This window comes from Enterococcus sp. DIV1224, assembly GCF_050555455.1.
GTDB lineage: Bacteria > Bacillota > Bacilli > Lactobacillales > Enterococcaceae > Enterococcus_B > Enterococcus_B lactis.
The window spans coordinates 2200627-2222558 of the sequence record NZ_CP187859.1 but is presented as its reverse complement, the minus strand read 5'-3'; the positions used below and the strand labels follow the sequence as shown (position 1 = coordinate 2222558).

The 21932-nt window shown below is 37.4% G+C and carries 27 protein-coding genes and 1 pseudogene; 20 read left to right on the top strand and 8 right to left on the bottom strand.

Annotation, left to right across the window (positions count from 1 at the left end):
- Positions 1 to 2: 2 nt before the first annotated feature.
- Both IGK53_RS10965 and IGK53_RS10960 read left to right on the top strand, forming a co-directional pair.
- Positions 3 to 1984 (top strand): annotated as a pseudogene (locus IGK53_RS10965) (polysaccharide lyase 8 family protein); the annotation flags it as partial.
- 42 nt (positions 1985 to 2026) lie between these two features.
- Positions 2027 to 2419: a polysaccharide lyase beta-sandwich domain-containing protein gene (locus IGK53_RS10960; protein WP_223493890.1), complete on the top strand. Its 393-nt coding sequence runs from the start codon at positions 2027 to 2029 to the stop codon at positions 2417 to 2419.
- Between the two features lie 46 nt (positions 2420 to 2465).
- On the opposite strand, the gene nrdF is transcribed toward IGK53_RS10960, so the two are convergent.
- From nrdF to nrdH, 3 genes are all read right to left on the bottom strand, one after another.
- Positions 2466 to 3431 (bottom strand): class 1b ribonucleoside-diphosphate reductase subunit beta, encoded by a 966-nt coding sequence (gene nrdF / locus IGK53_RS10955; RefSeq protein WP_002287792.1) that lies wholly within the window; start codon positions 3429 to 3431, stop codon positions 2466 to 2468.
- 49 nt (positions 3432 to 3480) lie between these two features.
- Positions 3481 to 5640 (bottom strand): class 1b ribonucleoside-diphosphate reductase subunit alpha, encoded by a 2160-nt coding sequence (gene nrdE / locus IGK53_RS10950; RefSeq protein WP_002290582.1) that lies wholly within the window; start codon positions 5638 to 5640, stop codon positions 3481 to 3483.
- A gap of 158 nt (positions 5641 to 5798) precedes the next feature.
- On the bottom strand, positions 5799 to 6023 hold the full coding sequence (gene nrdH, locus IGK53_RS10945) for a glutaredoxin-like protein NrdH (protein WP_002287795.1): 225 nt from the start codon (positions 6021 to 6023) through the stop codon (positions 5799 to 5801).
- Between the two features lie 401 nt (positions 6024 to 6424).
- On the opposite strand from nrdH, the gene IGK53_RS10940 reads away from it, so the two are divergent.
- From IGK53_RS10940 to IGK53_RS10915, 6 genes are all read left to right on the top strand, one after another.
- A complete protein-coding gene (locus IGK53_RS10940) occupies positions 6425 to 6898 on the top strand; it encodes a FeoA family protein (protein WP_002290585.1) in 474 nt (157 codons plus the stop codon).
- Positions 6895 to 9027, top strand: coding sequence for a ferrous iron transport protein B (feoB, locus tag IGK53_RS10935; protein ID WP_002336685.1), 2133 nt, complete (start codon positions 6895 to 6897; stop codon positions 9025 to 9027). Before IGK53_RS10940 ends, feoB begins: the two co-directional genes overlap by 4 nt.
- A gap of 1 nt (position 9028) precedes the next feature.
- Positions 9029 to 9163 (top strand): hypothetical protein, encoded by a 135-nt coding sequence (locus IGK53_RS10930; RefSeq protein WP_002290587.1) that lies wholly within the window; start codon positions 9029 to 9031, stop codon positions 9161 to 9163.
- Positions 9164 to 9256: 93 nt separating this feature from the next.
- Positions 9257 to 9901 (top strand): GntR family transcriptional regulator, encoded by a 645-nt coding sequence (locus IGK53_RS10925; RefSeq protein ID WP_002287801.1) that lies wholly within the window; start codon positions 9257 to 9259, stop codon positions 9899 to 9901.
- Positions 9902 to 10088: 187 nt separating this feature from the next.
- On the top strand, positions 10089 to 11282 hold the full coding sequence (locus IGK53_RS10920) for a quaternary amine ABC transporter ATP-binding protein (protein ID WP_002290588.1): 1194 nt from the start codon (positions 10089 to 10091) through the stop codon (positions 11280 to 11282).
- Positions 11275 to 13002 carry an ABC transporter permease/substrate binding protein gene (locus tag IGK53_RS10915; RefSeq protein ID WP_002290589.1) on the top strand — a complete coding sequence of 576 codons (1728 nt, stop codon included), beginning with the start codon at positions 11275 to 11277 and terminating at the stop codon, positions 13000 to 13002. Before IGK53_RS10920 ends, IGK53_RS10915 begins: the two co-directional genes overlap by 8 nt.
- A gap of 346 nt (positions 13003 to 13348) precedes the next feature.
- On the opposite strand, the gene IGK53_RS10910 is transcribed toward IGK53_RS10915, so the two are convergent.
- From IGK53_RS10910 to IGK53_RS10895, 4 genes are all read right to left on the bottom strand, one after another.
- Positions 13349 to 14560: a tyrosine-type recombinase/integrase gene (locus tag IGK53_RS10910; protein WP_430604772.1), complete on the bottom strand. Its 1212-nt coding sequence runs from the start codon at positions 14558 to 14560 to the stop codon at positions 13349 to 13351.
- 112 nt (positions 14561 to 14672) lie between these two features.
- Positions 14673 to 14978, bottom strand: coding sequence for a hypothetical protein (locus IGK53_RS10905; protein WP_002346879.1), 306 nt, complete (start codon positions 14976 to 14978; stop codon positions 14673 to 14675).
- A gap of 84 nt (positions 14979 to 15062) precedes the next feature.
- Complete coding sequence (locus tag IGK53_RS10900) at positions 15063 to 15485, bottom strand: ImmA/IrrE family metallo-endopeptidase (protein ID WP_010729101.1); 423 nt, start codon at positions 15483 to 15485, stop codon at positions 15063 to 15065.
- 17 nt (positions 15486 to 15502) lie between these two features.
- Complete coding sequence (locus IGK53_RS10895; RefSeq protein ID WP_430604769.1) at positions 15503 to 15823, bottom strand: helix-turn-helix domain-containing protein; 321 nt, start codon at positions 15821 to 15823, stop codon at positions 15503 to 15505.
- Positions 15824 to 16118: 295 nt separating this feature from the next.
- Here IGK53_RS10895 and IGK53_RS10890 point away from each other — a divergent pair, with 295 nt between their 5' ends.
- From IGK53_RS10890 to IGK53_RS10880, 3 genes are read left to right on the top strand one after another with little or no spacing between them, the layout of a single operon-like run.
- Entirely contained in the window at positions 16119 to 16310 is a 192-nt protein-coding gene (locus IGK53_RS10890) for a hypothetical protein (RefSeq protein ID WP_002323901.1), read from the top strand.
- A 13-nt stretch (positions 16311 to 16323) separates the two neighbouring features.
- On the top strand, positions 16324 to 16557 hold the full coding sequence (locus IGK53_RS10885) for an excisionase family DNA-binding protein (RefSeq protein WP_430604768.1): 234 nt from the start codon (positions 16324 to 16326) through the stop codon (positions 16555 to 16557).
- Complete coding sequence (locus IGK53_RS10880) at positions 16550 to 16723, top strand: hypothetical protein (protein WP_430604767.1); 174 nt, start codon at positions 16550 to 16552, stop codon at positions 16721 to 16723. The genes IGK53_RS10885 and IGK53_RS10880 overlap by 8 nt, the downstream gene beginning before the upstream one ends.
- 54 nt (positions 16724 to 16777) lie before the next feature.
- Here IGK53_RS10880 and IGK53_RS10875 read toward each other — a convergent pair whose 3' ends face one another.
- Positions 16778 to 17257 carry a hypothetical protein gene (locus IGK53_RS10875; protein ID WP_430604766.1) on the bottom strand — a complete coding sequence of 160 codons (480 nt, stop codon included), beginning with the start codon at positions 17255 to 17257 and terminating at the stop codon, positions 16778 to 16780.
- A 44-nt stretch (positions 17258 to 17301) separates the two neighbouring features.
- Between IGK53_RS10875 and IGK53_RS10870 the strand changes: the two genes are divergently transcribed.
- The 9 genes from IGK53_RS10870 (at position 17302) to IGK53_RS10830 (ending at position 21932) form a co-directional block, all read left to right on the top strand.
- The gene (locus IGK53_RS10870; protein ID WP_002347913.1) at positions 17302 to 18027 is read left to right on the top strand and encodes a Rha family transcriptional regulator; all 726 of its coding nucleotides are present in this window, start codon (positions 17302 to 17304) and stop codon (positions 18025 to 18027) included.
- A 175-nt stretch (positions 18028 to 18202) separates the two neighbouring features.
- Positions 18203 to 18526 carry a hypothetical protein gene (locus IGK53_RS10865; protein WP_104885822.1) on the top strand — a complete coding sequence of 108 codons (324 nt, stop codon included), beginning with the start codon at positions 18203 to 18205 and terminating at the stop codon, positions 18524 to 18526.
- Complete coding sequence (locus tag IGK53_RS10860; RefSeq protein WP_002336320.1) at positions 18519 to 18860, top strand: hypothetical protein; 342 nt, start codon at positions 18519 to 18521, stop codon at positions 18858 to 18860. Before IGK53_RS10865 ends, IGK53_RS10860 begins: the two co-directional genes overlap by 8 nt.
- Positions 18853 to 19587, top strand: coding sequence for a DUF1071 domain-containing protein (locus IGK53_RS10855; RefSeq protein ID WP_002322006.1), 735 nt, complete (start codon positions 18853 to 18855; stop codon positions 19585 to 19587). The genes IGK53_RS10860 and IGK53_RS10855 overlap by 8 nt, the downstream gene beginning before the upstream one ends.
- Positions 19588 to 19592: 5 nt before the next feature.
- The gene (locus tag IGK53_RS10850; protein ID WP_002335419.1) at positions 19593 to 20279 is read left to right on the top strand and encodes a putative HNHc nuclease; all 687 of its coding nucleotides are present in this window, start codon (positions 19593 to 19595) and stop codon (positions 20277 to 20279) included.
- Between the two features lie 3 nt (positions 20280 to 20282).
- Positions 20283 to 21029, top strand: coding sequence for a helix-turn-helix domain-containing protein (locus tag IGK53_RS10845; RefSeq protein ID WP_430604765.1), 747 nt, complete (start codon positions 20283 to 20285; stop codon positions 21027 to 21029).
- An 11-nt stretch (positions 21030 to 21040) separates the two neighbouring features.
- Positions 21041 to 21310 carry a hypothetical protein gene (locus IGK53_RS10840; RefSeq protein WP_024635667.1) on the top strand — a complete coding sequence of 90 codons (270 nt, stop codon included), beginning with the start codon at positions 21041 to 21043 and terminating at the stop codon, positions 21308 to 21310.
- 161 nt (positions 21311 to 21471) lie between these two features.
- Positions 21472 to 21774: a hypothetical protein gene (locus tag IGK53_RS10835; RefSeq protein WP_002292987.1), complete on the top strand. Its 303-nt coding sequence runs from the start codon at positions 21472 to 21474 to the stop codon at positions 21772 to 21774.
- On the top strand, positions 21771 to 21932 hold the full coding sequence (locus tag IGK53_RS10830; protein ID WP_430604764.1) for an antitoxin: 162 nt from the start codon (positions 21771 to 21773) through the stop codon (positions 21930 to 21932). Before IGK53_RS10835 ends, IGK53_RS10830 begins: the two co-directional genes overlap by 4 nt.

Below are 21932 nucleotides of genomic sequence, written 5' to 3'. Positions count from 1 at the left end.
AGATGGAGAAAAAAGGTTTGGGTAAAAGGCTTCTTTTGATGAGTATGCTTAGTTTAATTAGTTTATTTGGAATGAGTATATCAACCTTTGCCGAGGAAGATGAATTTCAAAAGATGGAAGAACGATGGAAAAGTCAACTTGTCTTTGAAAAAGAAAGTCCGGAAAATGAGTCATTAAGAGCATATATAGAAGCGTTATCAAAAGAAGCGGAAAATTTATATCAAACATTGGATCAATCACCTGACCGGACCTATCTATGGCCACTTGAATCGGGAAATACTTCTTCAGCAGATTTGACGACACAATTTACGAAACTCCAAAAACTTACTTATGCCTATAAAACAAAAGGGACAACACTTTATCAACAGCCAGAGGTTGCTGCAGCAATTAAAGAGGGAATCGATTTTATGATTACCAAAAAAGGATATGATGGGAAAAAGTATTATGGAAATTGGTGGGATTGGCAAATTGGTATCCCACAAAAATTTGTGAATATCCTTCTACTGTTGCACCAAGAGCTATCCAGTGAAAAAATCCAACAATATACAGCTATTTTGAGTCAATATGTACCTGATCCATTCCAGCAATTATATACTAAACCACAAGATTCATTTGTAGACCTTGCATTTATCCCTAACTTTTCAACGACCGGTGCTAATCGAACAGACTTATCATTGACTGTTTTAGGAGTAGGTATTTTACAAAAAGATGCCACAAAAATCCATCAAGCAGTGAATGGGATCAAAGATGTTTTTCAACTCGTGACAAGTGGAGATGGGTTTTACGCAGATGGTTCCTTTATCCAGCATAATGATATTCCTTATACAGGTTCTTACGGGAATGTACTAATCAAAGGAGTCGGACAGATTTTTACGATTGTGGATGGGACTTCTTATACAGCAGCTTCTGATGCCATTCACGCTTTCGTAGAAAATGTAGAGAAGGCCTTTATTCCTTTGATTTACCAAGGTGAAATGCTTCCCATGGTGAATGGACGCGCTATTTCACGTGCGCCTTCAAAGACGAAGGTAGGATACGGGTCTTCAACGATGTATAATTTATTGATTGTTTCAAAATTTGCACCAGAAGATAAGCAAAAGGAATTAAAAGAAGCAGTCAAATATTGGATGCAATTGAACCCTTCGTATTATATAACGAATGTAAGAGATTATAATGACCTGGTCATGACACTATCCTTATTAGAAGACCAGACGATTTTAGGGAAGGATTTACCATTCATAGGGACAAAAATGTATCATAAAATGGATCGTTTTGTTCAGCGTACCAGTAAGTATATGGTAGGAATCAGTATGTATTCGAACCGTATCTCTTCTTTGAAGCAGGAAATAAAGAAAACAAACGTGGCTGGCATACATCGGATGGGATGGTCTACTTATATAATGAGGATGATGTACAATTCGGTAAAAGCTATTGGCCGACTGTCGATCCTTATCGATTGCCAGGAACAACGGTCGATACAGTCCCTTTAAAAGATGAAATCTCTTCTTTTACGACTGTGCGATCAAATGAAAAAGCCGTTGGCGGTGTATCAAATGAAGGTCAGGCAGTGGTAGGTATGGCTCTAAATAAAACTGGAACAAAGAATAATGGAGCAGTTTTGCCAATGGATGTCAAAGGGAAAAAATCGTGGTTTGTGCTTGACGATCAATTGATTGCGCTTGGTTCGGGAATTACCGGTAACACAAATGCGTCTATTGAAACGGTTATAGATAATCGTTTATTAAACGATCAGTTTACTTATAAAGTTGTAACAGAAACAGGAGAAGTTACCCAGCCAACCGAACAAAGTGAAAAAGAATGGTTATTGTTACAATCAAGTCAACCAGAAACATCGATCGGTTATTATTTTCCTGAGAAAGAAACAGTAAAAGTGATAAGTGAAGAACGGCAAGGTACTTATAGGGAAATCAACGAATCATTTCCCAGTGATGAAGTTTATCATGGAAGTTATCGGAAGTTTTTGATCAATCATGGAAAACATCCAATCAATGAAGCTTATGCATATGTGATATTACCAGGAGTGAACGAAAAAGGATTAAAAGAATATGCAGAAAAAGAACCAGTTACTATTCTTCAAAATACTCCAAAAATTCAAGCGGTAAAAGTAAAAGAATCCGGTTATTTGGGTATCAATTTTTGGGATAATACTGGTGGAGAATTAGATGGATTAAAAACAGATAAACCACTTTCTGTATTAAAGAAAATAAACGAACAAGAAAAAAGTTATACGTTTGCTGATCTTGCTCATACAAAGACGAAAATAACGATTGAATTACCAAATGATTTTGAAGCTGTTCGAAGCATGAGTGAAGGAATTACCTATGATGAGCAGATGGGTCGCTTTACTATTGATTTTTCGCAAACATCGGATACACAAAAACAAATTGTTGTGGAATAAAAAAAGCGCACAAGAATAGAATATTCTTGTGCGTAATTTTTTTTCCTTATTCCAATCCAATCAAATAATCGTCATCTTTCATCGCTTCTACATGACCTAACAAATAGCCGTTTCCGACTTGTGAGAAGAAGTCATGGTTGCTTGTGCCTGTTGAAATCCCGTTCATTACGATTGGGTTGACATCATTGGCAGTATCTGGGAAGAGTGGATCCATCCCTAGGTTCATCAATGCTTTGTTGGCATTATAGCGTAGGAATGTTTTGACTTCTTCTGTCCAACCGATTGGATCGTATAATTCTTCTGTATAACGTTCTTCGTTTTCATAAAGTTCATAAAGCAGGTTGTACATCCAGTCTTTCAACGTTTCTTGTTCTGCTTCAGGCAATTCGTTGAAACCTAATTGGAACTTGTAACCGATGTAGGTTCCATGTACCGATTCATCTCGGATGATCAGTTTGATGATCTCTGCTACGTTTGCCAATTTGTTGTTTCCTAAATAATAAAGAGGAGTATAAAAACCTGAATAGAACAAGAATGTTTCTAAAAAGACGCTGGCAATTTTCTTTTCTAGCGGTGTACCGTGTTTGTAGATTTCATTGATACGCTCAGCTTTTTTTTGCAGATAAGGATTCGTATTCGTCCAGTCAAAAATTTCTTCGATTTCTTTTTTCGTGTTCAGTGTACTAAAAATAGAAGAATAACTTTTGGCATGAACGGATTCCATGAATTGGATATTGTTCAAAACGGCTTCTTCATGGGGAGTGCGGACATCTTTACGCAACTGATCCATGCCGCTTTCAGATTGGACAGTATCCAGCAGTGTCAAACCGCCGAATACATGTCCTACTGTATCTTTTTCCAATTGAGACAATGTGCGCCAATCATCTAGGTCATTTGAAAGTGGGATACGTGTATCTAGCCAAAATTGCTCCGTCAGCTTCTCCCAAGTGGATTTATCAATGATATCTTCAATTTCATTCCAGTTTATTGCTTCATAATATGTTTCTGACATGAGAATGCTCCTTTAATTAAAATATGAATAAGCGAATCTATCTATGATATTAGATCACGCAGCTTTCACATTGATTGCTTCCGATTTCTTCTGCATCATCAGTAAAGGTACGTACATAATAAATGGATTTGATTCCTTTATGGAAAGCGTAATGTCTTAAAATATTCAAATCACGTGTCGTTTGCTTCGTTGTTGTCTTCCATTCATAAATACCTTCTGGGATTTCAGAACGCATGAATAAAGTCAAACTCATGCCTTGATCGACGTGTTGTTGTGCTGTTGCATAAACATCGATCACTTTACGCATGTCCATATCATAAGCAGAAGTGTAATATGGAATCGTCTCATTGGATAAATAAGGCGCTGGGTAATAAATTTTACCGATTTTCTTCTCTTGGCGTTCTTCAATCATGCGAGTGATAGGATGAATGCTTGCACTCGTATCATTGATATATGAAATTGAGCCATTGGGTGCTACTGCCAAGCGATTTTGGTGATATAGCCCATCTTTCATTACTGCTTGTTTCAAGGCATTCCAATCTTCAGCAGTTGGAATAAAAATCCCTTCAAACAATGCTTTGACTTTTTCTGATTTTGGCTGGAATTCTCCAGTTACGTATTTTTCGAAATAAGTGCCATCAGCATAAGCTGATTTTTCAAAATTATGGAAAACTTGTTTTCTTTCACGAGCGATATTATTGCTTTCAACAAGTGTCCAATAATTCAACAGCATGAAATAAATATTTGTAAAGTCTAATGAATCCTCTGAGCCATATTCCATTTGTTCTTTTGCAAGATAAGTGTGTAAGCCCATGGCACCTAATCCAATCGTATGATTCAGCTTATTTCCGTTTTGGATCGGCGGTACGACATCGATATCAGATGCATCTGTAATAAATGTCAATGCACGAGTCATCGTACGCACAGATTGACCAAAGTTAGGGCTTTGCATCAAATTCACGATATTTGTCGAACCTAAGTTACATGAGATATCTGTTCCTAATACTTCATACTCCTGTTTACCGTTGATCACAGAAGGCGTTTGAACTTGTAAAATCTCTGAGCATAAATTACTCATGATAATCTTGCCGTCGATTGGATTCTCGCGGTTCGCTGTATCAATATTGATTACGTAAGGATAGCCAGATTCTTGTTGTAATTTTGAGATTTCATTTTCAAGATCACGCGCTTTGATTTTTTGTTTGCGAATGTTTGGATTTGCAACTAGATGATCATACTCAGCTGTAATATCTACATAAGAGAATGGGACACCATATTCTTTTTCGACACTATACGGACTAAATAAATACATGTCTTCGTTTTTACGTGTCAATTCATAAAATTTATCAGGTACAATCACACCAAGAGAAAGAGTTTTTACGCGAATCTTTTCATCTGCATTTTCTTTTTTTGCTGAAAGGAAAGCAATAATGTCTGGATGGAACACATTCAAATAAACCACACCAGCTCCTTGACGCTGACCTAATTGATTAGAATAGCTGAAACTATCTTCGAATAATTTCATGACTGGAACGACACCACTCGCAGCACCCTCGTATCCTTTGATAGGAGCGCCGGCTTCACGAAGATTTGATAAAGTAATCCCCACGCCGCCGCCAATACGGGACAATTGCAAAGCAGAGTTGATTGAGCGCCCGATAGAGTTCATATCGTCAGTGACTTGAGTCAAGAAACAAGACACCAATTCGCCCCGACGTTTACGTCCAGCATTCAAGAAAGAAGGTGTAGCTGGCTGATAACGTTGATGGATCATTTCATCTGCAAGAGCAAGTGCTAATTCTTCATCTCCGTTCGCAAAGTAAAGCGCATTGAAGGCTACTCGATCTTCATAAGTTTCCAGATAAGCGGAACCGTCGTTGGTTTTCAACGCATATTGAGAATAAAATTTGTAAGCAGCCATAAAAGATTTGAAAGAAAAATGTTGTTCGTCCAAAAATTGATATAGCTTTTCAATAAATGATGGTGAATATAATTGGATGAATTCTGCTTCTATATATTCTTGATCGATCAAGTAATTGATTTTTTCCATAATAGATGGAAAAGTCATCGTATTTGGTTTGACATTTTCTTCAAAAAAGGCAGCCAAAGCTTCTTTATCCTTATTCAAAGGGATTTGACCATTGACTGGTCGATTGATTTCATTATTCAGCTTGAAATAACTGACATCTTGTAAATTTTTAAGACTCATACGTACGCCCAACCTTCATTTCGTATTTGATGATGCTTGATTGCAAATCATTGCATTGTTTTTAAGCTTTAAAAAAGGATTTGGAAGTTTGCGACAAAAACTGGTGCTGTCTCAAGCCCTTCAAATCCATGTATCTTGTTTTGATTCTTTTAGTCATGTTAGCTGGCAAGTTTACGCAACTGATCAGGACGGAATCCGATAACTGTTTCTGCATCGGAAGTAATGACAGGAACACTTTGGAATCCTTGTGCTTTCAACCAGTCTACTGCTTCCGGTTGTTCATCGATATTGACTTCTTCAAAAGCGATTTGATTTTCTGTTAAAAAACGCTTGACCATCTTGCATTGCATACAATTATTTTTAGAAAAGATTTTTACGTTCATGATGAGTGCCTCCTCTAAACACATTCTTATTATCTATAATAGATAGTATAAAACTCTTAGTAAAAAAGTCAAACAACAAACACTACATATTGTGTTGTGGAAACTGTGGAATACTAAGTTTTGTGTTTTTGAAAAAAGAGCTGAAAACAAGTATCGTGTGGGAAAATAGCAAATCTAATAGAGAAAAAATTGTGGAAAACTATGAAAAAATATTTTTTTCTCATTTTTATCTATCAATACTAAAGATTCGCTCATAATATCACAAGTGTAATTGACATTCTCAATTACCGAGAGTATTCTATGTGAGAATGATTCTCATTTATTTGCGTAATACGTAAGAAAACTAGAACATAGAATGAATGGTTTCAACACATGATTTATTTCACAAGAGAGGAATCAATATGCAGACCTTAGCGCAGGCAAAGCAAAACTTCGTTTATCAAGTCGAACGAATTGAAACAGAAGAAAAAACAAAACGCCATTTGCAAAATATTGGGGTCGTTGTCGGAAGTAAAATCGTCGTCGTCAATTTATCAGGCAACAATGCCATTTTACTGATAAAAAGTCATCGAGTGGCAGTAAGTCGGGAAATACTAAGTCAGATCTTTGTCAATAAAAAGACTGCTTCCTCTGAAAGCTGGACTTCTCTTGATCAATTAAAAGCAGGAGAGACGGGGATCGTCGTAGCCATCCACGGACAAGGCGCAGTGAAGCGGCGGTTGATGGATATGGGATTGACGCGAAATGTAAAAATAGTCATCCGAAAACTAGCCCCTCTAGGAGATCCAATCGAACTGACAGTGCGAGGATATGAATTGACGTTACGAAAGTCAGAGGCTGAACTAATCTTGGTACAAAGGGAGGAAAACGAATGAATATCGCGTTAGTCGGAAATCCAAACAGCGGGAAAACGAGCTTGTTCAATCTCTTGACTGGTTCGAATCAATATGTAGGGAATTGGCCGGGTGTAACAGTAGAAAAAAAAGAAGGATCGTTGAAAAAAAATCCGAACATTCACATTCAAGACCTACCCGGTATCTATTCTTTGTCTCCTTATACACCCGAAGAAGTGATTGCAAGAGATTATTTGGTTCATGAACAGCCTGAACTGATCATCAACATCATTGATGCTACCAATTTAGAGCGGAATCTATATTTAACTACGCAGTTATTGGACTTAGACATTCCTATGATCATTGGTCTGAATATGATGGATGTCATCAAAAAAGAAGGAAAAAAAATCAACCTAGAAAAGCTTTCCTATGGTCTTGGTGTACCAGTTTTACCAATCAGCGTATTGAAAAAGCAAGGAATCGAAAAATTAATCGAAAAGATTCAGGAGTCTGCAAAAAAACGGCCTTCTATTCCTGTTCCCTGTACATACGATCCGCGTTTAGAAGCAGCTTTACATGAAATTGAAGATGTACTAGGAGAAAAAAGCAGCAAGAAACGCTGGTATGCAATGAAATATTTTGAAAGAGATCAGAAGGTGAATGAGGATGATGAGATAACAATTTCTCAGCAAAAAGAAATCGAACAACTGATCCAGTTGACAGAGAAACTATTGGATGACGATAGTGAAACGATTCTAGTCAATGAACGTTATGAATTTATTACCCAATTATGTGCACTATCTGTCGTGTCAAATGATTCTTTCCAATTATCGATGAGTGACAAAATCGATCAGATTGCAACGAATCGTTGGTTAGCCTTGCCAATCTTTGCATTTGTGATGTGGCTGATTTATTACTTGGCTATTCAAACAGTAGGAACAATGGGGACAGATTGGATCAATGATACATTGTTTGGAACGTGGCTACCAGAACATGTTGGCAGACTGCTAGCTGAATGGCAAGTAGCCGGATGGATGCAGGAGCTGATCTTGAACGGCATCATCGCAGGCGTGGGAGCAGTATTAGGATTTTTACCGCAATTGATCGTATTGTTTTTATGCTTGAGCTTTCTAGAAGACTGCGGATATATGGCGAGGATCGCTTTTGTCATGGATCGACTTTTCCGGAAATTCGGGCTTTCAGGAAAATCCTTTATTCCTATGCTGATTGCCACAGGATGTGGCGTACCAGGCGTCATGGCTACTCGCACGATTGAAAACGAGCAAGATCGTCGGTTGACGATCATGGTCACGACATTCATGCCTTGTTCTGCAAAATTGCCGATTATTGCCTTAGTGGCAGGGGCCTTTTTTCCTCACCAATCTTGGGTAGCTCCTTCTGCCTATTTTCTTGGTATGACTGCAATTATTTTCTCTGGAATCAGCTTGAAAAAAACGCGTTTGTTTGCTGGAGAAACAGCTCCGTTTATCATGGAATTGCCCGCATATCATTTTCCTCAATGGTCGACGATCCTAAGACAAACCTATGACCGCAGCAAGTCTTTTGTAAAAAAAGCAGGAACGATTATCTTTGTTTCTAGTATCGTGATCTGGTTTAGCTCTTCTTATAATTTTTATGCTCAACCTGTTCCTGAAGACCAAAGTATCCTAGCCTTTTTCGGACGAATCCTAGCTGTTGTTTTTCAGCCGCTTGGTTGGGGGAATTGGCAAGGAACTGTCGCAGCGATTACAGGATTAGTTGCTAAAGAAAATATTATTGGCACATTCGGTATTTTGTTTGGACATGCGGAAGTATCCGAAAATGGCAGAGAAATCTGGCAAGTGCTACAACACACATATACTCCCGCAGCAGCTTATTCATTGTTAGCCTTCAATTTACTTTGTGCGCCTTGTTTTGCGGCAATTGGGGCTATCCATCGGGAAATGAATGCCAAGAAATGGACTTGGATCGCCATAGGCTATCAATGCGGTTTAGCTTATTTAGTTAGTTTTGTGATCTATCAGTTGGGACACTTATTGGAAGGTGGACAGGTAGCGTTAGGGACGTATCTTGCTATTTTATTGATGATAGGACTCGTTTATGTTTTGTTCCGTCAGCCAAAATCCAAGAACCAGTTTTATGCTATATTGTCATTAGAAGGAGAGGAATAGGATGGCGACATTCTTATTAAGTGTATTAATCTTTGGAAGTGCAGGGGCGATTGTCTATACTCGTTTAAAATCCGGAAAGAATTGTGATGACTGTCAAACAGCTTGCCCAGTAAAAAAGGAACAGATCAAGCGATGATCAGTCGTTGCAAGAGTCTGTTCTCCCCTTTTTTGCTTATTTTGCTAGAGCATAGTAAGATGAGGGAAAGTAAAAAAAGAAAGAGGAAAGAAAATGTCTGGAAAGAAAAAAATCGTCCGCCCGCGCTATCAGCAGATTGCTGTTGATTTAGCCGAACGTATCGTTGAAAACCGATATAAAGTGGGTGAGAAGATCCATGCTCGCTCAACGCTTGCCAGTACGTACAATGCTTCTCCTGAGACTACCCGAAAGGCTATCAATGTGCTGGTAGATCTTGGGATCATGGAAGTACGGCATGGGAGTGGGGCATTTGTTGCTTCGAAAGAAAAAGCAAAAGATTTCCTATTGCAGTATCAAGATGTACAATCTATCCAAGATACAAAAGCAGAAATCATGGCGAGTGTGGAGAAGCAACAAGATGAGCTGAATCATTTTTCTCAATTATTGGATCAGCTGGTCAATCAAACGAAGCGAATACATAAGATGAACCCTTTACTTCCGTTTGAATTGTCTTTATCAGAAAAAGCAATGCATCTGGACCGTTCGATTAGCGAGTTGAATATCTGGCAGGCGACTGGTGCTACAGTTATCGCAATTTCTCATAACGAAGAACTACTTGTTTCACCTGGACCTTATGCTAAATTTACGGCAGGGGATATCGTTCATTTTATTGGAAATGAGTATACGCTACAGCGTATGACAAACTTTTTTTACCCGGAACATCAGCTTGCAGAATGATTGTGTGAAATATTATAAAAATATTAACTTGGCTAAACCTTTTATTTATAAAGATTTAACCAAGTTTTTTTCTGTTTGGACAAGCAAATTTCTTTCATTTTTGACAAAGTGACTACATGATGTTAACATAGTGTGGTCACTTTTTTTCAGAAAGAAAAATGAATTTACATAAAAAAGGAGAATTTGTTTGGTAAAAGTAGAAGTAAAACATTTAACAAAGATATTTGGTAAAAAGACACAAGCCGCTTTAGATATGATGAATGATCACCAGCCGAAAACGGAGATTTTAAAGAAAACCGGTGCGACGGTTGGTGTGTATGACGTGAATTTTGACGTAAAAGAAGGAGAAATCTTCGTGATCATGGGGCTTTCCGGGAGCGGGAAATCCACATTGATCCGTCTATTGAATCGTCTGATCGAGCCAACTTCAGGCAGTATCTATATTGATGGAGAAGATGTATCGAAGTTAAGCAAAGAAGAATTGCGAGAAGTCCGTCGTCATAAAATCAATATGGTTTTCCAAAACTTCGGTCTGTTTCCACACCGAACGATCTTGGAAAATACAGAATACGGGTTAGAAGTCCGTGGTGTACCTAAAGAAGAACGACAAGAAAAAGCAGAAAAAGCATTAGAAAATTCTAGTCTGCTTTCATTTAAAGACCAATATCCTAGTCAGTTATCTGGTGGGATGCAGCAACGGGTCGGCTTAGCCAGAGCTTTAGCGAATGATCCTGAGATCTTGCTGATGGACGAAGCGTTCTCGGCTCTTGATCCGCTGATCCGACGAGAAATGCAAGACGAATTACTGGACCTGCAAGCCAATGTTCAAAAAACGATTATTTTCATTACCCATGATTTGAATGAAGCTTTACGGATCGGGGACAGAATCGCATTAATGAAAGACGGCGAAATCATGCAGATCGGAACAGGTGAAGAAATATTGACCAATCCAGCAAATGATTACGTACGTGAATTTGTGGAAGAAGTCGATCGTTCCAAAGTGCTTACTGCTCAAAACATCATGGTACCTGCATTGACGACGAATATCGAATCTGATGGACCAAATGTCGCATTGACAAGGATGCGTAATGAAGAAGTCAGCATGCTGATGGCTGTTGACCGAAAGAGAAACCTGAAAGGAATCATTACTGCAGATCAGGCGTTAGAAGCTAGGAAGCAAAAACGTCCATTGATCGACTTCTTAGATGAAAATGTGACGGTGATCGGAAAAGACATGGTTGTAAGTGATATTTTCAATATTATTTATGATTCACCGACTCCGCTTGCAGTTGTAGAGGATGGAAAATTAAAAGGTGTCGTCATCCGAGGTAGTGTGATTGAAGCATTAGCAGAAACAAGCGAGGTGAGTGAACATGAATAATCTATTAAACTATCAATTACCAGTGGCAAACTGGGTAGAAAATATCACAGAATGGTTTACGACAACTTTTTCTGGCCTATTTTCATTTTTACAAACGATCGGACAGGCAGTGATGTCGGGGATTACAAATTTACTGTTAGTGATCCCAGCGCCTTTGTTTATCTTGTTATTGACGATAGCAGCTTTCTTTATTTCTAAGAAACGTCCAGGACTTACGTTGTTCACATTGATTGGTCTATGGTTTATTTATAACCAAGGTCTATGGAATGACTTGATGAATACTGTCACACTTGTTCTTTTATCTAGTGTGATCTCCATCATCATAGGTGTACCGTTAGGGATCTTGATGGCAAAAAGCAGTAAAGCTCAAAGCATCATCAAGCCAATTCTTGACTTTATGCAGACGATGCCAGGATTCGTTTATTTGATTCCAGCAGTTGCATTTTTCGGTATCGGGATGGTGCCAGGGGTATTTGCCTCAGTCATCTTTGCTTTGCCACCAACCGTTCGTTTTACGAATTTAGGGATTCGACAAGTACCGAAAGAGTTAGTAGAAGCTTCTGATTCATTCGGGAGCACAAGTCGTCAAAAACTATTCAAACTAGAATTGCCTTTAGCTAAAAGTACGATCATGGCAGGGATCAATCAAACAACGATGCTGTCACTTTCAATGGTCGTTATTGCCTCTATGATCGGTGCACCCGGCTTAGGACGGGGAGTATTGTCCGCTTTACAAAGAGCACAAGTCGGGAATGGATTTGTCAACGGGGTTGCATTAGTTATCTTAGCAATCATCATTGACCGTTTTACCCAGCATTTGAATCAGCCGAACAATAAGAAAGTTGCAGGAGCTGCAACACAAAAAAGTAAAAAACGTCAAGGATTGATCATTGGTGCTGTAGTAGTAGTGATCTTAGGTGCGATTGGTATAGGAAGTTTTTCTTCTGCCAAAGAAACAAAACGTATCAACTTGTCTTATGTCGAATGGGATACAGAAGTTGCTTCAACAAATGTAGTCGGTGAAGTATTGAAACAAATGGGCTATGATGTAACGATGACACCGCTAGATAATTCAATCATGTGGAAATCTGTTTCAAATGGCGAGTCAGATGCCATGGTTTCAGCTTGGCTACCTAAAACTCATGGTTCACAGTATGCACAATATAAAGATCAAGTCGAAGACCTAGGTGCCAATTTGACAGGAGCAAAAGTCGGTTTAGCAGTACCAGCCTACATGGATGTAAATTCGATCGATGAGTTAACCGATCAGGCAGGTAAGAAAATTATAGGAATTGAGCCAGGAGCTGGTGTAGTTACGGCTGCTGAAAACACGATCCAAAAATATGACAACTTGAAAGACTGGAAAGTCGAGACATCTTCTTCAGGAGCAATGACCGTTGCACTAGGACAAGCAATCAAAAAACACGAACCAATTGTAGTTACAGGATGGACACCTCATTGGATGTTTGCCAAATATGATCTGAAATACTTGGAAGATCCTGAAAACGGAATGGGAAGCGAAGAGCAGATCCATACGATGGTTCGAAAAGGATTGAAAGAAGACCAGCCAGAAGCTTATAAAGTATTAGACAATTTCCATTGGTCAGAAAAAGATATGGAAAAAGTCATGTTGGAAATCAACAATGGAAAAGATCCACAGCAAGCGGCAAAAGAATGGATCAAAGAGAACCAAGAATTAGTCGAAAGCTGGAAAAAATAAAAAAGACGGAAACAAAATAAATGGAGCTTCCAAAATTGGATCAAAAATCCAGTTTTGGAAGCTCCATATTCGTCTGTCTCTTTTTTTGCCTATAAAAAAGAGAATGCGCAGTTCGTCTTCGAAACGTCCGAAGACGCCGACAAACTACCATTCTCGTGGGTTTGGCACCCAATGGGCCGTGAGGGGCTCGAACCCGCGACCCGCTGATTAAGAGTTCGTTATTTAATGGTATTTTAAATGAAGATAAGCGAATTTACAGCATTTTTAAATGCTTATATACCGCAAATTATCCCAAGTTTTTATATATCCTACCCGAGTTTATACCCGAAAATATAATTTTTCAGTGTTATTTTATATCTTTTTTTAATAGGTTTTCAAACGCTGTAGTTGCTGTATCTTTTTCTTTGCGTAAGACATGGCCATAAACATTCATTGTAGTATTAAAATCTCGGTGTCCTAATCGTTTTTGAAGCTCTTTTGGGGTCATATTAGGGTCACTAAGCAAATAGGTAGCTGATGTATGTCTAATGTCGTGAAAACGAATGTGACGCAAATTGTGACGTTTGGTGAATCGTTTGAACTTCTTATATAGATAACTTCCACGTGGCAAAGTTCCATCTTGTTTTGTGTCGAATATAAAATAGTGTTTTAATTTCTTTACGTTTAATTTCCAACGAATCTTTTTATTATCTTTGATTAATTCATCTAGCATATCAAATAGATAAGCAGGACCGGTTACTATTTTTTCATCATCATCATTTTTCAAACCTGGAAGCAACCGAATATCTGATTTTCCATCTACTTCTGAAATCCGCTGATGAAATCTTATTTCTTGTTTATCAAAGTCAATATCTTGTTCTTCTAAAGCTGCAATTTCTCCTTGTCTTGCTCCTGTAATAAATGCTAGAACAATTAAAGTTTTAATTTCTATGCTTTCCTCAAACGCTGCTTTTAGCATTGCATGAATTTCTTCTTCCGAATAAGGTTCTTCGATATTCTTTTTTACGCCTTTTTCTTTTGGTATTTTTACATTTTCCACAGGATTTTCTTTAATGGCACCGTACTCATTTTTAGCCATCAAAAATAAGTTGTTAACGGCGTATAACATACGAAGCTTTGTATTTCTTGATAAAGGTTTATCAGAGTTTCTCCCAGGATCTTTTGTATTGATTCTTTGAGCATTAACAACAATTTGTTTTATCATGTATGGTTTGATGTCAATTAGAGGAATAAAATCGAATTTATCAAGAAATCTATTCTCAATCATTCGCTTATAGTTATGATAAGACTTTGGCTCTAAATTTTTTTCGGCCTCTGAAAGCCATATTTTTCTATAAAATTCACCAAAAGTTATATTGAATAAATCCAACGAATCATCGGTCATTCCTTCGAATTGCTCTAACCAGATGTTCAATTCTTTATATGCCGCTCTTTTACTATTCGCTTTTATAGTTTTGCTTTTTCTTTTTGCCGAGCCGTCAGGTTTGTACCCTAATACAGCTCTTAGTCTATATGTTTCATTGTCTACTTGTTCTAAGTATCCTGTTACTTCTGACATAATTGAATCAGCTCTCTTTCTCTGATACAATAGACACTATAAAGAAGCCTATCGTATAGGTTTGTTTTTTCATAGAACGCGCTCGCTTTGGTCGGTGGGGCGTGTTTTATTATTACTTAATTTCTTTAATGTATTTTTGGTATTGTTTTTTAGAAACTTCAAACTTATTATCACAGGCTTTACACGTCACGCTATAATTTTTTTTTAATAAAGGAACAAAAAAAGATAATAGCATCATTATTCCTCCTAAAGGAATCATTATTAACCATCCAATTATAGGAATCCAAAAGCCGAAACTTAGAAGCATTAGTCCTATAAAAAAAAGCATACAACCATTTGATCTAGGGGACGTTACAGAAACTCTGTTACTGCCACAATTTTTACATGTAATAATATGTTGACCTAAATTTTTTTCCATCCTAACTCTCCATTTCTATGGTAAAATAGATTTGACTTTTTAAATGAAGTCGCTCTCATGAGTCCGTGTGCCAGCACGGGCTTTTTATTGTGCATAAGAGTATTTTTTCTTGAAATAAGACTGGCAAACATTAAAACATTCTGTTCTTAACTTATTATTGATAGAGTAGAACTCCATGAAATTTTCTAATTTGAACTGAGATTCATCAGTCAGTTCGTTCTCAATAAAGATATTTAGTAAAATCATAATTGCAATTCTATCAGCTTCAGTTTCGAATTTTGAATGAAAAGTTGTAGAGTTATCGTACAGTACTGAATATTCAAAATGTGAGGCAATGAAATGACCGAGCTCGTGGGCTAAATGAAAAGCTTCAGAACTATCTTCGTGTAGTTTTTCGTTTAAAAATACTATTCTTGGTTTTGGATAATAAAAACCTGGTTCTTCCATTTCCATATAGATTAATTTTAAATTATACTCACTCAGCATTTCTTTCAACTTTAAATACATACAAACCATCACTCCAACTATTCATTTTCTTCTAAAGCTTTAGCAATTGCAATCGCTTTACGCATTGTCTCCTTAGATATTTCTTTTCCGTCAAAAGAAAATACAGTATCGTCTTCTGATAAATCCACATGTTTAGGGGTCTCTTTTTCTTCGCGCCCCAGAAGATAGTCTACAGAGACATCGAAATAGTCAGCTACCTTTTGCAAATCTCTTGCTTTGGGTTCTGTTGTTTTCCATCGATAGAAAAGATTTTCGCTAAATCCTAATTCTAAAGCGACTTCTTTCATGCTTTTATCTCTTTGACTAGCTAATGATTTTATCCTTTCAAACAGTGTCATAATAATGTTCTCCAATCCTAAACAAATAAAAGTATACAAAATGTAAATTATACTGTTGACATAAGTATAAGTTTGTATTATTATTTGTTTGTAAGTTAATTTGATAGAAAAAAAGCAAACTAAAAAACACACCTTATAGCATTAAGTTTGGCGACCGATTGCATAATAAAGGGTTTGTTGTAGGCTTATTTAACTATGTTTATATAGTATACGATTGTATACTGTTAGTCAATAGCTTTATACGTTTTTTTCTATCATTTTGACTTACAAATCTATATGTAAGGGGAGTGAATAGATGTCAAATCTAGATAACGGCCGTGCTGCAATCAAGAAGTTTATGCGAGAAAACGGAGTAACTATGGAAGATTTAGCTACTGCATATGGATATACGCGTGTTCGAATGCAGCAAATTATTGATGGTCATTGGAGTGGGCCGAAAGCTAATAAGACTATCTTAGAAATCATTCGCGATTATCGAATTCGGTAGGAGGAAACAACCAATGGAGCAACTAGCTTTAGTTAACCTCTCAGACCTCAAAGCTTCTTTGGCAGAATCTGAGATTGCAAATGAAGTGTGGGATACAAAGCAAGCTGCGGAATATTTAAAAACCACAACACGCACGCTGACTAAAGATGCCGAATCTGGAAAGATTCCAGCAGCGAAAGTTGGCAGAGAGTGGAGGTTTAGTAGTATCGCTTTGTATCAGTATCTAAAAGGAGGACAACATGGGTAAATTCGACAGAGCATTAGTATTCAGCGCACCACTAATTATCTACGCTTTAGGACTTTGGGGAAGTAAACAAGCGTTGATAGGGACAATCGTTTACATGGTCTGGATTTTTATGGGGCTTGATGAAGCTGAGTACAAACAAAAAAGCCAGTCGGGAGGGACTGACTAAAAAAGTCTAATGTCTATAAGGAAGGTTTGACAATAAATGAAAGAATTATTTTTTTTAATAACTTTCATCATTTTTTCTATCAGTGTTTTCTACATTAACCTTTGCGTTGCTAGATTTGCTTTGAAAAGTTTTAGGAACAGCAAACGAAAATAGAGCTATAAAAGATACGAATGTAGTAGCTACGTTAAATTGCTCTTTAGAAAACGTCAATGTCATTGGAATGATAATTGATATCGATGAGAAAATCTTTGCGATAATAACTATCCATTTTTCAATTATAAACATTTTTAAATTAAGCACCATTAGACAAAATGTAGTTCCTATATAGAGGATAAATGAAGATAGAAATAAACATATTAGTCCAGTTTTTAAAAAAGAGAAGTAATCTATGTGGGCAAATTCTGTTAATATGCTTTTTTGATTTAACACAATCAAACTACTGTTGGACAAAAATGACAGTAAGGAAAGAGTTGCTCCGATTACTAAATAAAAAATAGTTGTTAACAATATTATATTATCAATTTTTCTGCTCATGTTTTCACCCCACCAGAATTATATCAAAAAGGAGAGAAGAAATAATGCAAGAATTAGTAATTTTGAAAAATAAAGAAGCTGTGACTACGAGCTTGCAAGTAGCTGAAGCTTTCGAAAAGAAACATAAGCATGTGCTAGAAGCAATTGAATCAGTAAAAAGATCGGTCGAAAATTCGGCCAATGTTGAAGATGTGCTCAATTTTGAGCAGATGTTTGTAGAAGGAAACGAGCCGGACACGTATGGGAGAAGTCGGAGAGTTTTTTTCATGAATAGAGATGGATTTTCCTTGTTAGCTATGGGATTCACTGGAAGTAAAGCAATAAGTTTCAAACTCAAATTTATTGAAGCATTCAACGAGATGGAAGATGTCATTCGTAAAAATACTGTTCCTCAAACGATTGAAGACATGATGATCTACCAATTAGAAGAAATGAAAGATGTAAAAAAAGATGTCTCCATGCTTAAAGATACTATGCGAATTAGCGGACAACAAGAGTTTGAAATTAAGCAAAAAGGAAATATGAAAGTTATGGAAGTTTTAGGAGGTAAAGAAAGCCGAGCTTATGAAGAAATCAGCAAAAAAGTATTCTCAAAATTTTGGTCTGAATTTAAACGTACCTTTTCAATCCCAAGATATGGCGAGTTACCTCGTAAGAGATTCGATGATGCTGTTTCATTTATTGAAATGTGGTTACCAGAAACTGCGATCCGCATGGAAATCGATCAACTGAACAGACAACAAAGACTTTTCGGTGATGAAAATGAATAGAGCTGAAGCGCTAAGAATAGGGACGGTAATTGCTAATCGCTGGTGGAGACACAATAAACCAAGCATCCTAAGCCAACAACATATTGATAAGCAAAAAGCTTGGCAACAAATAAAAAAGTGACTCAGCCGGCAAGCATAGAGTCACAAAACAAAATATATCTGAGGAGATTATATCATGAAAAAAAGACAAATCAAAAAGAACAGCAAGAAAATTGCCGACAAATTAACAGGATATGCTTCGGTCGTTAAAGAATTAGAGGCGTTAGGAGTATTCAGTATTGATCCCAACTGGAGAGGAGACATTGAGTGCCATATGCGCCCTGAAAATATTGTTAAGTTGCCTTTCGCGAAATCGGTCGGTTTCAAGTTTAGCGAATTCGATAAAGATCATATTCAAGCTTCTGTAAAATTCAGCGGCTTTACTTTCTTCGCGCTAGTTAATAATGAGGAAAGAGCAAAGTATTTTCCCGGTGAATTGGATGTGCAGTCTTATGAATAAAGAACTTTCCACTCTAGATCAATATTTGACTGATTCTGAATGGGGCAAGTCGAATATCAAGGAAACAAATAATCGAAAAATCAGACGAAATCTTTTGACGAACGAAGAACTAGCATGTGATCAAGATGATTTGGGGAATTTTGTGAGTATTTGGGATCATGTCTATCTTATTCATCTATCGAAGCGGTCCAGAAAACCTGAATACATCTATGTCATCGAAGATGGCTTGACTGATGCATTAGAAGAGTACGAAAGGGATAACTTGATTGATATCTCTTATTACGGACCAGGTAAGAAATACATTGCTGAAATGGAGGCAGAATTTGATGAGTGAAGGAACGAAACGCAACGATAACAAATTATTCAATAGTCTGTACAAGATAACCGTCAATGATGTTGTTGAAAAAAGAAACAAACTAACTTATCTGTCCTGGGCATGGGCATGGGCAGAAGTCAGCAAAATCTGCGAAGAAGTAGACTACGAAATCTATCGTGATCCAGAAACGCATCGTCCATACCTCTTTGATGAAAAAACAGGCTATATGGTTTTTACCAGTATCACAGTCAACGGAGTAAAGCGTGACATGTGGTTACCAGTCATGGATGGTGCAAACAAGGCAATGAAAGATGAGCCATATACCTACGAAGTCAATGATTATCAGTGGAATAACGAAACGAAGAAAAAAGAGATTGTTGGAAAAATCGAAAAACGAGTTGAAGCAGCAACTATGTTCGATATCAATAAGACGATCATGCGCTGTCTTGTAAAAAATCTAGCAATGTTTGGGCTAGGGCTATATATATTTGCTGGCGAAGATATGCCAGAAGATGTCTCGATGCTTGAACCAGCTACTCAAAGAAGCAAAAAGCTATTCTTGGATGCTTTACAACTGGTTGCTAATAAGTACGAAAAATCAATTGATGAAGCAATTGTTGCATTGACTGATGCGGCTTCTATAACCGCTGATGACAGTAAATGGACCAAGAGAGACTTGGGCATTCTAAAACGAGGCGTTAATTGGCTTGAAGATCAGTACAGAGAAGAAACAAAAGAGAAGTGATATGAGTGTTTAAACCATTAATCGATTCATATTCAGCGGTTCTGAAAAAGTTCAAAGGAAAAGACATAGGTGCAACGATCAATGAAGAAGTGAACATTGATCGACTAAAGACGATGTATGACGGCTACGATGGCGATCGAGTCATTGAAATTCGTTTTATTGATCCTAGACGTTTCACCGTACAGCAACGAAACTTCATCTATGCGCTGATAGGCGATATTTTTATCGATACAGGCATGCCAACGGACTTCTGGAAGGAATTCTTCTACTTTCGTTTTGAAGGTGTCACAGGGCGCAAAATAAGCCTGAAAGACGAATCGAATACAACTGTGAGTGATGCTAATGTCTTAGCAAATATCATCCTAGATTTTATCTTTGAACATCATATTCCTTTCAAAGAAGGCTATGAGATTTTACCAGCGAATCAAGAATATTACTTCTACAAATGCATCACAAAAAGAGTCTGCTGCATCTGTGGCAAAACAGGAGCTGATATCGATCACTTTGATAAAGCGTTAGGAAGACGAAAGCGCAAAGAAGTTGATCATTCAGAGTACACATTTGCAGCACTCTGCAGAATTCATCACACAGAGAAGCACAAGATAGGTGTGATCAATTTCAAAAATAAGTATCAAATCAAAGGGATCAAGTTAAACCAGGAAACAATCAAGAAATTAAGAATCGGAGGATGAAAAGTGGACCACAGAAGTTATTACGCTATCATACCTGCAAATGTTAGGTATGACGATTCTTTGATACCTAGTGCAAAACTTCTTTATGGAGAAATCACAGCTCTATGTAATGAGAAAGGTTATTGCTGGGCTAGCAATGAGTACTTTGCCAATCAGTACGGTGTAGGGAAATCAACGATTCAAAATTGGCTGAAATCTCTTGAAGAAAAAGGCTATATCTATCGAGAAGTGAAGTACAAAGAGGGTAGTAGAGAAATCGAGGCTAGGTATATCAGAATTTTGGGTGGGGGTCACCCAGAAAAATGGGTGGGGGGTCACCCAGAAATCTATCAAGATAATAATACATCTATTAATAATACATTTAATAATACAAAAGAATATATAAGAGAGTTACCGCCTTCGAAAAAATCGAAGGCTAAGCCCATCCGTCACAAATACGGAGAGTATAAAAATGTTCTTTTGTCAGATGAGCAGATGGAGAAACTCAAAATAGAATTCCCTAATGACTATCAAGAACGAATAGAACGGCTATCTGAGTATTGTGAATCATCAGGTAAGACTTATAAAAACTATTTGGCAACTATTCGAAGTTGGGCAAGGAAAGAAAAAAGTGAGCCTAAGAATGCAAGTGGTGCATACAAGCGCACAGGAAGACGAGAGAAGCTTCCTGAATGGGCAATCGACCAAGAAGCCTATCTTAAGAAAAAAGCGCTAGAACGAGCTAATAGACAATCAAAAGCACCATTCTAAGAGGTGGAAAATTGAAAATCGATTATCTAGAACTAATTAATGAAATAGCAAAGTATAAAACTGGTGAGGAAATAGAAATCCTGAGAGACGTATATGATCAACTCGAAGAAGCTGGAATCGAACGAATTAAGAATGATCGTTCAAGTTGGAGTAAACTCAGATACTATTTCGCACTTTATATCGATGCAACACAATTAAGAAATTTAGCTTATACAAAATTACTATTTGTTGATTGCGTTAAAGGATTGCAAAAACATCTTAGTGAACTTGAGCAGGTGTAATCAGATGGATCTAAAAACATTTACAGTACAGATCGAACTAATGCATCAAGAAGCTTTAAGACAAAGCGCCTCGTACGAAGACAAGTGGCTCAACACGTTCCATGGTGGACGTGAGAGCGCACTTGATCAAGTACTCAAATTATTGAAAGGGGAACGTCGGGATGGATAAGAAAGCGGCAATGCAGCGAATTATCGAATTGACTTATTCAGAAGATTGGCAAAATGACAAAGAAGCTGCTTCGGAAGTGATGAGACTTGGAAGAGAGATGTGGGCAGACAAGAGCAACAAGCCAAGACCGCGAAAAATCGCAATCTGGCATGGCGACAAAATTCTAGTCACAGGAACTGCCCAGCAGTTAGCAACTCTCACAGGATTGCACGAGAAAATCGTGAGAAAGAGAGCTAGGTGTGGATACACAGACGTTAAGAAGAGAACGTTTAGGTACGTGGAGGAATCATCATGACAACAGAAGAAGTGATTCAAATGCGTATTCGAAGCATTCAACGTGAAATTGACGATCTGGAGCGGGCAAAGGCAGTGATGGTCAATGAAACGGCTAGAAAGGCAATCGATTTGCACATAGAGAACTTAAAAAGGGAAATTCGTAGATTGGAGGAATGA

What these genes read in the sequence shown, in the direction of transcription:
- IGK53_RS10925 (WP_002287801.1), top strand. Translation starts at nt 9,257, where the DNA reads ATGTCTGGAAAGAAAAAAATCGTCCGCCCGCGCTATCAGCAGATTGCT.
- IGK53_RS10895 (WP_430604769.1), bottom strand. Translation starts at nt 15,823, where the DNA reads ATGACACTGTTTGAAAGGATAAAATCATTAGCTAGTCAAAGAGATAAA.
- feoB (WP_002336685.1), top strand. Translation starts at nt 6,895, where the DNA reads ATGAATATCGCGTTAGTCGGAAATCCAAACAGCGGGAAAACGAGCTTG.
- IGK53_RS10880 (WP_430604767.1), top strand. Translation starts at nt 16,550, where the DNA reads ATGGGTAAATTCGACAGAGCATTAGTATTCAGCGCACCACTAATTATC.
- IGK53_RS10830 (WP_430604764.1), top strand. Translation starts at nt 21,771, where the DNA reads ATGACAACAGAAGAAGTGATTCAAATGCGTATTCGAAGCATTCAACGT.
- IGK53_RS10890 (WP_002323901.1), top strand. Translation starts at nt 16,119, where the DNA reads ATGTCAAATCTAGATAACGGCCGTGCTGCAATCAAGAAGTTTATGCGA.
- nrdE (WP_002290582.1), bottom strand. Translation starts at nt 5,640, where the DNA reads ATGAGTCTTAAAAATTTACAAGATGTCAGTTATTTCAAGCTGAATAAT.
- IGK53_RS10905 (WP_002346879.1), bottom strand. Translation starts at nt 14,978, where the DNA reads ATGGAAAAAAATTTAGGTCAACATATTATTACATGTAAAAATTGTGGC.
- IGK53_RS10885 (WP_430604768.1), top strand. Translation starts at nt 16,324, where the DNA reads ATGGAGCAACTAGCTTTAGTTAACCTCTCAGACCTCAAAGCTTCTTTG.
- IGK53_RS10940 (WP_002290585.1), top strand. Translation starts at nt 6,425, where the DNA reads ATGCAGACCTTAGCGCAGGCAAAGCAAAACTTCGTTTATCAAGTCGAA.
- IGK53_RS10860 (WP_002336320.1), top strand. Translation starts at nt 18,519, where the DNA reads ATGAATAAAGAACTTTCCACTCTAGATCAATATTTGACTGATTCTGAA.
- IGK53_RS10870 (WP_002347913.1), top strand. Translation starts at nt 17,302, where the DNA reads ATGCAAGAATTAGTAATTTTGAAAAATAAAGAAGCTGTGACTACGAGC.
- IGK53_RS10875 (WP_430604766.1), bottom strand. Translation starts at nt 17,257, where the DNA reads ATGAGCAGAAAAATTGATAATATAATATTGTTAACAACTATTTTTTAT.
- nrdF (WP_002287792.1), bottom strand. Translation starts at nt 3,431, where the DNA reads ATGTCAGAAACATATTATGAAGCAATAAACTGGAATGAAATTGAAGAT.
- IGK53_RS10910 (WP_430604772.1), bottom strand. Translation starts at nt 14,560, where the DNA reads ATGTCAGAAGTAACAGGATACTTAGAACAAGTAGACAATGAAACATAT.
- IGK53_RS10865 (WP_104885822.1), top strand. Translation starts at nt 18,203, where the DNA reads ATGAAAAAAAGACAAATCAAAAAGAACAGCAAGAAAATTGCCGACAAA.
- IGK53_RS10855 (WP_002322006.1), top strand. Translation starts at nt 18,853, where the DNA reads ATGAGTGAAGGAACGAAACGCAACGATAACAAATTATTCAATAGTCTG.
- IGK53_RS10835 (WP_002292987.1), top strand. Translation starts at nt 21,472, where the DNA reads ATGGATAAGAAAGCGGCAATGCAGCGAATTATCGAATTGACTTATTCA.
- nrdH (WP_002287795.1), bottom strand. Translation starts at nt 6,023, where the DNA reads ATGAACGTAAAAATCTTTTCTAAAAATAATTGTATGCAATGCAAGATG.
- IGK53_RS10930 (WP_002290587.1), top strand. Translation starts at nt 9,029, where the DNA reads ATGGCGACATTCTTATTAAGTGTATTAATCTTTGGAAGTGCAGGGGCG.
- IGK53_RS10915 (WP_002290589.1), top strand. Translation starts at nt 11,275, where the DNA reads ATGAATAATCTATTAAACTATCAATTACCAGTGGCAAACTGGGTAGAA.
- IGK53_RS10900 (WP_010729101.1), bottom strand. Translation starts at nt 15,485, where the DNA reads ATGTATTTAAAGTTGAAAGAAATGCTGAGTGAGTATAATTTAAAATTA.